The 10,483-nt window shown below is 72.5% G+C and carries 8 protein-coding genes; 6 read left to right on the top strand and 2 right to left on the bottom strand.

Annotated features, from left to right (window positions below):
• The first annotated feature begins 95 nt into the window (after nt 1–95).
• The gene (locus tag DEI86_RS10415) at nt 96–1,865 is read left to right on the top strand and encodes a Na+/H+ antiporter (RefSeq protein WP_111049481.1); all 1,770 of its coding nucleotides are present in this window, start codon (nt 96–98) and stop codon (nt 1,863–1,865) included.
• A 181-nt stretch (nt 1,866–2,046) separates the two neighbouring features.
• Nucleotides 2,047–2,919, top strand: a complete 873-nt coding sequence (locus tag DEI86_RS10410; RefSeq protein ID WP_181439755.1) for a glycosyltransferase family 2 protein — start codon at nt 2,047–2,049, stop codon at nt 2,917–2,919.
• 18 nt (nt 2,920–2,937) lie between these two features.
• On the opposite strand, the gene DEI86_RS10405 is transcribed toward DEI86_RS10410, so the two are convergent.
• On the bottom strand, nt 2,938–3,741 hold the full coding sequence (locus DEI86_RS10405; protein ID WP_258371902.1) for a trimeric intracellular cation channel family protein: 804 nt from the start codon (nt 3,739–3,741) through the stop codon (nt 2,938–2,940).
• A gap of 116 nt (nt 3,742–3,857) precedes the next feature.
• Between DEI86_RS10405 and efeU the strand changes: the two genes are divergently transcribed.
• The 3 genes from efeU to DEI86_RS10390 are packed head-to-tail and all read left to right on the top strand — an operon-like array spanning nt 3,858 to nt 7,970.
• A complete protein-coding gene (gene efeU / locus DEI86_RS10400; RefSeq protein WP_111049479.1) occupies nt 3,858–5,474 on the top strand; it encodes an iron uptake transporter permease EfeU in 1,617 nt (538 codons plus the stop codon).
• Nucleotides 5,461–6,687 carry an iron uptake system protein EfeO gene (gene efeO / locus DEI86_RS10395; RefSeq protein ID WP_111049478.1) on the top strand — a complete coding sequence of 409 codons (1,227 nt, stop codon included), beginning with the start codon at nt 5,461–5,463 and terminating at the stop codon, nt 6,685–6,687. Before efeU ends, efeO begins: the two co-directional genes overlap by 14 nt.
• Nucleotides 6,684–7,970: a Dyp-type peroxidase gene (locus DEI86_RS10390; RefSeq protein ID WP_258376514.1), complete on the top strand. Its 1,287-nt coding sequence runs from the start codon at nt 6,684–6,686 to the stop codon at nt 7,968–7,970. Before efeO ends, DEI86_RS10390 begins: the two co-directional genes overlap by 4 nt.
• Before the next feature lie 41 nt (nt 7,971–8,011).
• Here DEI86_RS10390 and DEI86_RS10385 read toward each other — a convergent pair whose 3' ends face one another.
• On the bottom strand, nt 8,012–8,620 hold the full coding sequence (locus DEI86_RS10385; protein WP_111010059.1) for a TetR/AcrR family transcriptional regulator: 609 nt from the start codon (nt 8,618–8,620) through the stop codon (nt 8,012–8,014).
• A 131-nt stretch (nt 8,621–8,751) separates the two neighbouring features.
• On the opposite strand from DEI86_RS10385, the gene DEI86_RS10380 reads away from it, so the two are divergent.
• Nucleotides 8,752–10,257, top strand: a complete 1,506-nt coding sequence (locus tag DEI86_RS10380) for an MFS transporter (protein WP_111049476.1) — start codon at nt 8,752–8,754, stop codon at nt 10,255–10,257.
• Nucleotides 10,258–10,483 lie beyond the last annotated feature (226 nt).

Below are 10,483 nucleotides of genomic sequence, written 5' to 3'. Positions count from 1 at the left end.
GCGACCCGCCGAGGAGGTCCCCGCCGCGCTGCTGAGGACGTGCTGCAACCGACCCCGAGGCGGTGTCCCGGCCCGCCGCCGAGTAGACAGGACGGGTGGACGGACTCGAGCTCGCCGTCGTGCTCGGCGCGACCATCCTCGTCGGGGGCGTGGTCGCCCAACGCATCCGCGTCGCGGCGCCGCTCGTCCTCCTGGTGCTCGGCGCGGGGGTCGGGTTCCTGCCGGGGCTCGGCGGCGTGCGGCTGCCGTCCGAAGCGGTGCTGCTGCTGTTCCTCCCCGCGCTCCTGTACTGGGAGTCCCTCAACACGTCACTGCGCGAGATCCGGAGCAACCTGCGCACGATCGCGCTGCTCGCGGTGGGTCTCGTGTTCGCCACGGCCGCGGTGGTCGCGGTCGTCGCACACCTGCTCGGGCTGACCTGGGCGCTGTCGATCACGCTCGGCGCGGTCCTCGCCCCGACCGACGCCACGGCGGTCGCTGCGGTGGCCGCGCGGTTGCCCCGGCGGCTCATCACGACGCTGCGGGCCGAGAGCCTCGTCAACGACGGCACCGCGCTCGTCCTCTACTCGGTCGCCGTGGGCGCCGTGGTGAGCGGGCAGGACATCGACGTGTGGGGCGCGGTCGTGCGGTTCTTCGCCTCGTACGGGTTCGGCATCGCGATCGGCCTGGCGGTCGGTCTCATCGTCTACTGGGTGCGGCGGTACCTCGACAACCGGCTGCTCGAGAACACGCTCAGCGTGCTCACCCCGTTCCTCGCGTACCTGCCCGCCGAGCTGTTCGGCGTCTCCGGGGTCGTCTCGGTGGTCACGGCGGGGTTGCTCCTGACGCAGATCGGGCACCGCGTCATCAGTGCGCACGCGCGGATCCAGGGGTACGGCTTCTGGCAGGTCACGTCCTACCTACTCAACGGCGCGCTGTTCGTGCTCGTCGGACTCGACTTCCACCCGACGCTCCTCGCCGTGCTCCACGACGACTGGGTGACGGCACTCGCGCTCGGGCTCGGGAGCACCGCCGCGGTGATCGGCATGCGGTTCCTCTGGGTCAACACGACCCCGTACGCGAGCCGGTTGCTCGACCGGCGGGCGGGGGAGCGCGACCGGCACCTGCACTTCCGGGAGCGCATGCCGATCGCGTGGGCCGGGTTCCGGGGCGCGGTGTCGCTCGCGGCCGCGCTCGGTGTCCCGCGCACCATGTCCGACGGGAGCCCGGTCCACGACCGCGACCTCGTCATCGCGGCGACGTTCGTCGTCATCCTCGTGACGCTCGTGGTCGAGGGACTCACGATGCCCGTGATCGTGCGATGGGCACGCCTGCCCGAGGATCCCGAGGAGCAACGGGAGGAGATCGAGGCAGAGCGGGCGGCCCTGCAGGGGGCGCTCGATTCGCTCGACGACGTCGCGAGCCGGCTCGAGTCGCCCGAGGAGGTCCGCGAGGACCTGCGCGCCGACTACGGGCGCCGCCTCGAGCGGCTGCGGCGCGATGCGGAGGCCGCCGAGGGCGACGCCGCGGCGGCGAGTCGGGCGGCGGCGGACGCCGGGGTGACCGTGTCCGCCGCGGTGATCGGCGGCACGGGCGGATCGGCCGGCGAAGCCATGGCTGCAGGTGCCGACGGCCCCGACGCGGAGGAGGACCCGATCGGCGGGGCTGCTGAGGATGCGACGGACGGCGAGCCCGACGAGATCCAGCTCGAACGGGAGGCCGAGCAGGCCGACATCGCGCTGCGGCTCGCGCTGCTCGAAGCGAAGCGGACGGCCGTCGACGACCTCCGACGCTCCCGGGCCATCGACGACGCGGTGATGCGTCGCGTGCAGGGCCGGTTCGACGTCGAGGAGCTCCGCCTCGCCGCGATCAGCGAGGACGACTGAACCGAGCCCGAGCGGATGGCGGCGGACCGGGACGGCGGGCGACGGCCCTCCGGCGGATCCCCACCGCTCCGGGTGAGGCCGCGGGTGACGCGACGGGCGCGGACCGGTGGTGCCGCGCCTCCCGGCGGATGCGGCGCGCCGCGGTCCCGGCAGCATGCCCGGAACGCCGAGGAGGACCGCCATGCCCACGATCACCTGCGTCATGCCTGCCCGGAACGCGGCCGGCACGGTCGGCACGGCCGTGCGGACGGTCCTCCGCGCGCTCCCCGAGGACGGCGAGCTCCTGGTGCGCGACGACGGCAGCACGGACGACACGCTCGGGGTGCTCGAGCGGATCCGGGACGCCCGGCTCCGCGTCCTGGTCGGGCCGAGCGTCGGGATCGCCGCCGGCATGAACACCCTGCTCGACGAGGTCACGGCGCCCGTCGTCGCACGGATGGACGCGGACGACGTGTGCGCGCCGTTCCGGTTCCGGCGGCAGCTCGCCCTGCTGCGGTCCGCGGACCTCGTGTTCGCGCCCGCGGTCGACTGGCTCCCCGGCACACCCGTCGCGCGCCCGCAACCGCTCCGGCGACTGTCCGCTGCGGCGGCGCCGTTCGCGCTGCTGCTCGAGAACCCCTTCATGAACCCGACGATGACCGCGCGCACCCGGGTGATCCGAGACCTCGGCGGATGCCGATCCGTCGCGTCCGAGGACTACGACCTCTGGCTCCGCGCTGCCGGTGCGGGGCTCCGGCTCGTGCGGGACCGGGTCCCGGCGGTCCTCTACCGACGCCACCCCGGCCAGATCACGGCACAGTCGTGGTGGCGGGCCGCCCGCGCGGACACCGAGCTCGTCCACGAGGCGTTCGACGCGCTCGCGCTCGCGACCGTCGGGTTCCATCCCTCGTGGTTCGCGTGGCGTCGGGCCGGACTGCCGGCGGGTGGGGCGCCGGACGGGATCGGCGAGGAGCTGCGGCGGTTCCGGGGCGCGGTGGCGGTCCTCCCGGCCGGACAGCGGCGGCCGCTGCTCCGCCGGGTCGCGCTCATGGAGCGGCGGGCGTTGCTGCGCTGACGGCGACGGCGACGGCCGTCAGGGGTGTTCGGGAGGCCCGTCCGAGGTCGCGGAGGCCGGCCCGTCCTGGTCGTCGCGCTCGCGGCCGCGTCGGGACCGGCGCAGGAGCCGCATGCGCTCGGGCCGCCGACCCCGGCGGAAGAGCGTCGCGAGCGCGGACTGCGGCTGCCAGTCGCGGCCGTTCGGCAGCCCCCAGCCGTACCGGACGGCGCCGAGCCGGAGCAGGAGCGACAGCAGGATCGCGACGACGATGCCGATCGTCGGGACGTGCAACGCCGACGCGACGACCATGACGATCGACGCGGCCACGGCGACGGACGCGTAGAGGGCGTTCCCGCCGAGCACCGCGGGCACCCGCCGGAGCAGGAGGTCACGGGCCGCACCGCCCCCGACCGCGGTCACGGTGCCCATGATGATCGCCGGACCCCAGCCCAGGTGCGCGTCGAAGGTCCGCTGCACGCCGACCACGGCCCAGAACCCGATGACGGCTGCGTCGAGCACCGTGAACAGGCGGTCCCACGCCCGCTCCGAGATCGAGACGAAGAACGCCACGAGCGCTCCGACGAGCGCCACCGGGACGTACAGCGGGTCGGTCAGCGCGACCGGAGGGCCGTCCTGGAGCAGGACGTCGCGGAGGATCCCGCCGCCGAGCCCCGAGACGAACCCGACCACGAGGAACCCGAACAGGTCGAAGTCCATCTCGCGCGCGAGCGACCCGCCGAGCAGCGCGGACGCGAACACCCCCGCGAGGTCGAGGACGTTCGTCACGGTCGCGAGCGCGTGCGCGGGGACGACCAGTGCGTCAGCGGAGGAGAACTGCACCGGTCCATCTTCGCGGTTCGGGCCGGGCCGTGGACGACACCCGCGCTCTTAGGTTAGCCTTACCTCCGTTCCACTCCGCGGGGTCGTCGCCCCTCACCCCACCGGGATCCCACTCCATGCTCGCCACGCTCGTCATCGGCCTCCGCGAAGGCCTCGAAGCGACCCTCATCGTCGGGATCATCGCCGCGTTCCTCCGCCGCGGTCGCATCTCGCTCGTGCCGATGTGGGGCGGGATCGCCCTCGCCGTCGTGCTCAGCGTCGCCGTCGGCGTCGGGCTCGAGGCGTTCGAGCAGGCGCTCCCGCAGTCCGAGCAAGAGGCGATGGAGTCCGTGATCGGGGCCGTCGCGGTCGTGTTCGTCACCGGGATGATCATCTGGATGCGGACGCACGCCCGCGACCTCAAGGGCGACCTCGAGGCGAGCGCCGCCGCGGCCGTCGGTCGCGGCACCGCCTGGGCGCTCGCGGGCATGGCGTTCCTCGCCGTGCTCAAGGAGGGCTTCGAGACCTCGGTGTTCCTGCTCGCCACGTTCCAGGCCGCGAGTTCGGCGGGTGCCGCGGCGCTCGGCGCCGTGATCGGCGTGCTCGTCGCCGTGCTCATCGGCTGGGGGATCTCCACGGGCGGGGTCCGTCTCGACCTCCGGCGGTTCTTCACCGGCACCGGCGTGTTCCTGGTGTTCGTGGCGGCAGGGCTCGTGCTCACCGCACTCCGCACCGCGCACGAGGCCGGCTGGGTGACCATCGGGCAGCAGCGCACCGTGGACCTGTCGTGGCTCGCGCCGACCGGGTCCGTGCAGGCCGCCCTCGTCACCGGTGTGCTCGGGATCCCGGCGGACCCCCGCGTCGTCGAGGTCGTCGGCTGGGTCGGCTACCTCGTCCCCGTGCTCGTCGTGAGCCTCTGGCCGCGGTCCCTCCGCCCGTCGCCGGCTCGCGTCCCGCGGGTGCGCGTCGTCGTCGCCGCGGGCCTCGCCGTCGCGGCGGTCGCGCTCGCGGTGGCCGTCCCCACCGGCCGGGAGGCCCTGCCCACCTCCGCCACCCTCGCCACCGGTGCCGCGGACCCGCACCCCACCACGCGGCACACCGCGACGGCGACCGTCGACGGTGCCAGCGCGACCCTCGTCGTCCGCGCCGGCGACACCGTGCAGCGCGCCCGTTTCTCCTCCGCCGACCACACGACCACCACGCACGCCGGCGTCACCGCCGACCGCTGGCGCGCCACCACGCGCGTCCCGAGCACCGGCCGACCCGCGACGCTGACCCTCGACCAGCTCACCGACCTGTTCGGACGCGTGCCCGTCGGCATCTCGCCCGCGCAGCAGCCCGGCCCGTTCACCGCGCACTGGACCTCGACCGCGACCCGGACGCTCTGGGCCGTCGACGGCGGCCTCCTCGACGCGCGCCGGACCGAGCGTGCCGTCCTCACCGTGTCGGGCGGCGGCCTGCCGAGCAGCCGGACCTACTCGTTCGACGCCACCGCCTGGGCGGTCCCGGCCACCCGGGTGACCGCCGCGGGCGAGGCGATGGCGAGCGGCGCCTCCGCGGACCGCGAAGCGCTCCTCTGGAAGGCGTGGCTCCCCGTTGCGCTCGCGATCGCCGCGATCGCCCAGTGCCTGCTCGCCCTGCGGGACCGCCGCCGACTCGGGGCGGCGACCCGTTCCTCCCGACCGACCACCACGACCCCCGTCGCCGACCGGCACGGGGCGACCAGCAGGAAGACCGCCGATGCCGTTCGCTGACCGCCGCACCCGATCCGTCCTCGTCCTCGGAGCGACCCTCGCCGCCGCAGCCCTCGCGCTGACCGGCTGCTCGACCGCGTCGTCCTCGGCCGAGGACGCCGCGACGCCGTCCGGCGCGGTGCACCGCGTCGCCGTGACCCTGACGAACGACGGCTCGGACAAGTGCGCCGTGTCGACGACCTCGGTGCCCGCCGGACCGGTGACGTTCACCGTGCGGAACACCTCGTCGACCGCGATCACCGAGGTCGAGCTCCTGCAGGACCAGAAGATCCTCGGCGAGAAGGAGAACCTGGCTCCCGGACTCGATCCGGTCAAGTTCACCGTGACGCTCGGCGGCGGCAAGTACCAGGTGTACTGCCCCGGAGCGACCAAGGAGCTCACGACCTTCACCGTCACCGGCACGGCCGCATCGACCGCGAACAGCAGCGCGGCGACCCTCCTCCGACAGGGCGCCAAGGGCTACGCGGACTACGTCGACGCCCAGGTCAACGACATGGTGACCGCCGTGCGGCAGCTGCAGGAGGACGTCGACGCGGGGGACCTCGCCGCCGCGAAGACGGACTACGCGAACGCGCGCCCGTACTACGAGCACGTCGAGAGCGACGTCGACGGGTTCGTCAAGAAGGGCCACAAGGCGACCGACAACGCTGGGAACCTCGACTACCTCGTCGACATGCGCGCCTCGAACCTCGACCCGTCGGTCGGATGGCACGGGTTCCACGCCGTGGAGCGCGATCTGTTCCAGGGCGGCGCCATCACCGCGAGCACGAAGCAGCTCGCGGCCGAGCTCACCGAGAACGTCACCCTGCTCGACAAGCTCGTCCCGACGCTCACCTACAAGCCCGAGGACCTCGCCAACGGCGCGGCCGGCCTGCTCGAAGAGGTCCAGTCCGAGAAGATCACCGGCGAGGAAGAGGGCTTCAGTCACATCGACCTCGTCGACCTGGCAGCGAACGTCGAGGGCGCGCGGCAGGCGTTCGCGTACCTCAAGCCCGGACTGCAGAAGCTCGACCCGTCGATCACGAAGCAGATCGCGACCCAGTTCGACAGCGTCGACACGCTCATGGACGGCTACCGGGACGGCACCGCCCTCGGCGGCTTCCGCACCTACGACGCCGCCACCCGCACGGCCGACGCGAACACGATCTCGCAGACGATCCAGGCGCTGCAGGACCCGCTGTCCCGGCTCGCCGAGAAGGTCGCCACCGCGTGAGCCGAGAGCAGGAGCAGATGCGCGGGGCGTCGTCTCGTCCGTCGGTGTCGCGCCGCGGACTCATCGGCGGACTCGCAGCCGCGGGAGCAGGTGTCGGTGCGCTCGCGGGCATCGGTGGCAGCCTCGCCGCGGGAGCCGCCGGACATGCCCCCGACGACGAGTCCATCGACCTGTCGCGGATCCATCCGTTCTACGCGACCGCGGCGGGGCAGCCGCAGGGTGGGATCCGGACCGAACCCCAGCGGTACTGCGTCTTCATGACGTTCGACATGGCGTCCACCCTGGCGACGGACCTGCAGGTCCTGCTCGCCCGGTGGTCCGCCGCCATCGCGCAACTGCAGTCCGGCGGCACCATCGGCACCGTGGTCCCCGCGCACGCCGACGGCGTCGGTGCCGACACCGGGGAGGCCCTCGACCTCGGCCCGGCATCGCTCACCGTCACCGTCGGGCTCGGCCCCGGGCTGTTCGACGAGCGGTTCGGCCTGGCGGCCCACAAGCCCGCCGCGCTCGCCCAGATCCCCGCGCTGCCGAGCGACGCCCTCGACCCCGCCCTGAGCGGTGGTGACCTGTCCCTGCAGGCGTGCGCCGACGACCCCCAGGTCGCCTACCACGCGATCCGCGACCTCGCCCGCATGGCCCGTGGCACCGCGACCGTGCGCTGGACCGTGCTCGGGTTCGGGCGTGCGTCGGCTGGAGCGAACCAGACCACCCCCCGGAACCTCATGGGGTTCAAGGACGGCACACGGAACATCACCACCGACGCGGACTATGAGCGCTTCGTACGGCTCGGGGACGACGCGGACTGGATGGCGGGCGGCACCTACCAGGTCACGCGGAAGATCCAGATGAACATCGAGATCTGGGACGCCGACGTGATCAGCGACCAGCAGCGGGTGTTCGGGCGCACGAAGGTCGAGGGTGCGCCGCTCTCCGGGGGAACCGAGCACACGACGCCCGACTTCCACGCGACCGACCATGCCGGCGACACGAAGATCGACGCGCGCGCACACGTCGCCCTCGCCGCGCACGAGAACAACGGCGGCGTCAAGATCCTGCGTCGCCCGTACAACTACACCGACGGGCTCAACCAGTACGGGCAGCTCGACGCCGGGCTGTTGTTCACCGCGTTCATGAACGACCCCGATCACTTCACACGGATCCAGCGTCGGCTGGGAGCGTCCGACCGGTTGAACGAGTACATCTCGCACATCGGCTCGGCCGTGTTCGCCGTGCCGCCGGCACCGCGCAAGGGCTCGTACATCGGGGAGCGGCTCTTCCGCTGAACCGTGGGGCCGGCGCCGGTCCGGCCTACCGCCGGTCCGGCCTACCGCCGGTCCGGCGCCAGCAACGCGGTGACGACGTCGCTGAACGGGCCGGTCAGGTCGCTCGCCGACGCGTTGACCAGGGGGCCGAGCCGGGTGGAGGCACGCAGGAGCGTGATGCCGAAGGCCGTGGCCAGCGCGACCTCGGCGCGGAGCAGGATGCCGTTCGTGTCGACGTCATCGGGGTCCCACCCGGCGATGCGCGCCATGCGCTCCGCGTACGAGGTGAGTGTCGCGTTGCGGATCCGGTCGGCCTGCTCGTCTCCGGAGGACCGGATGAGCAGGAGGAGCTCGACCGCGTGCTCCCCGGTCGGCGCGTTCGTCACCCGCTCGACGAGGCTCTGGAGCATCCGTTCGACCGAGTCGTCGTCCGGCCGGGGGGCATCGAGGTCCTCCACCGCGCGCTCGAGACAGGCCTCGAAGAGGCCCTCTTTGCTCGTGAAGTAGCGGTTGATGAGCGCGACGTTCACTCCGGCGTCGGCTGCGATCTCCCGGACGGTGGTCGCGGAGTAGCCGTCGTACGCGAACCGACGTCGAGCCGCGGCGACCAGGAGCTGCCGGGTCTTCGCGGCGTCGCGCGTCCTCGACGGCACCTGCGACTCGAGCGTCATGACGTCCTCTCCATCTCCGCAACGGTACCCGCACCGGGAGGTGCGGTGTAAACGCGCTTTGACTTCCGCGCGAGGAGCAGTAGGCTCACGACTTGTAAGCGCTTGTTTACGTCTTTCGATCACGGAGAACGATGTCCCGAGTCACCGAGGGCCCCCGCACGGGCTCGACCCCCGTCGCGGAGCGACACAGCAGCCCGAACACAACCCTCATCGTCGTGTACCTCGCACTCGGCGGCTTGGCCTACGCGGTGCTCCAGTCGCTCGTCGCTCCGGCACTGTCCACGATCGGCAAGGACCTCGGGGCCTCGACCAGCAACGTGAGCTGGATCATCACCGCCTACCTGCTGTCGGCGTCCGTCCTCACGCCGATCTTCGGCCGCATGGGCGACATGATGGGCAAGCGGCGCATCCTCATCGTCGTGATGAGCCTCCTGCTCGTCGGCACCGTCGTCGCCGCCCTCGCGCCGAACCTCGCCACGTTGATCGTGGCCCGCTGCCTGCAGGGTGCGGCCGGCGCCGTGCTGCCGCTGTCGATCGGCATCGTGCGCGACGAACTCCCGAAGGACCGGGTGAGCGTCGTGATCGGTCTGCTGTCGGGCATCTTCGGCATCGGGGCCGGTATCGGCATCGTCGCGGCCGGACCGATCGTGCAGCACCTCGATTGGCACTGGCTGTTCTGGCTGCCGCTCGCGCTCATCGTCGTCGGGCTCGCCGGCATCGTGTTCGGGATGCCGGAATCGGACGTCCGGAAGCCCGGGCGCCTCGACCTCGCCGGGACGGCGATCCTCTCGATCTCCCTCGTGGCGCTGCTGCTCGCTGTCAGCGAGGGCGAGACCTGGGGCTGGGGTGACGTCAAGACCATCGGTCTGCTGGCGGTCGGCGTCGTCGCGCTCGTGGTCTTCATCGTCGTCGAGCTCCGCGTGAAGGCGCCGCTGATCGACGTCCGGCTCTTCCGCATCCGTGGCGTCTGGACCGCTCACGTCGTCGCGCTCGTCTTCGGGTTCGCGATGTACGGCACGTTCGTGCTCGTCCCGACGCTGCTCCAGCTGCCGTCGTTCACCGGGTACGGCTTCGGCAAGACCGCCTCGCAGGCCGGCCTGTTCCTGCTCCCGACGGTCCTCATGATGATCGTGGTCTCACCGGTCGCGGGGGCCCTCGTCCGACGGACGGGTCCGAAGCCGCCGCTGGTCATCGGGGGTGTGCTCCTCACCGCGGCGTTCGTGCTCCCCGGGCTCGCGCACGATCAGGTCTGGCAGATCCTGGTGTCCGGCATCCTCACGGGTGCCGGGATCGGATTCGGTCTCTCGGCGGCGTCCAACGCGATCATCGAGAGCGTGCCGATCGAGCAGACGGGTGAGGCGATCAGCGCCAACACCGTCGTCCGGACGATCGGCTCGAGCGTCGGAACGGCCATCATCGCCGCGCTGATCTCGTCGCACACGAAGGTGTTCACGTTGCCCACCGGGCACGTGGGGCTCCCTGGGGCCGCGGCGTTCACCATCGGCTTCTGGGCATGCGCTGGGGTCGGCGCCCTCGCGATCGTCGGCGCCCTCGCCGCTCCCGGCATGCGGAAGCGTCGCGCTGACGCCATCGCGGCGGGCGTCGAGGACATCGACGCTGTCGTCGACGAGCGCTGACGAGGTCAGCTCGACGCTGCCGGTGCATCCGGGCGGGGAGGAGGGGTGCCCTCCGCCGTTTCCCTGGAGACGGAGGGCACCCGCGCCGCCGGGTTCGTCGGGCGGAACCACCGCCCGGGATGAGAGGACACCGCAGCGGCGCCGTCGCCATGCGACGCCTCAGGGTACCGCCGCCGCTGCCGAAAACACAGGGTGCGGCAGACGAGCAGCCTCGTTCCACCCGCCT

It is taken from the genome of Curtobacterium sp. MCBD17_028, from assembly GCF_003234875.1.
Classification (GTDB): Bacteria; Actinomycetota; Actinomycetes; order Actinomycetales; family Microbacteriaceae; genus Curtobacterium.
Note: the sequence above shows the minus strand (reverse complement) of the source record. Positions and strands in the feature narration are given on the sequence as shown.

What these genes read in the sequence shown, in the direction of transcription:
- DEI86_RS10410 (WP_181439755.1), top strand. Translation starts at nt 2,047, where the DNA reads ATGCCCACGATCACCTGCGTCATGCCTGCCCGGAACGCGGCCGGCACG.
- efeU (WP_111049479.1), top strand. Translation starts at nt 3,858, where the DNA reads ATGCTCGCCACGCTCGTCATCGGCCTCCGCGAAGGCCTCGAAGCGACC.
- efeO (WP_111049478.1), top strand. Translation starts at nt 5,461, where the DNA reads ATGCCGTTCGCTGACCGCCGCACCCGATCCGTCCTCGTCCTCGGAGCG.
- DEI86_RS10385 (WP_111010059.1), bottom strand. Translation starts at nt 8,620, where the DNA reads ATGACGCTCGAGTCGCAGGTGCCGTCGAGGACGCGCGACGCCGCGAAG.
- DEI86_RS10380 (WP_111049476.1), top strand. Translation starts at nt 8,752, where the DNA reads ATGTCCCGAGTCACCGAGGGCCCCCGCACGGGCTCGACCCCCGTCGCG.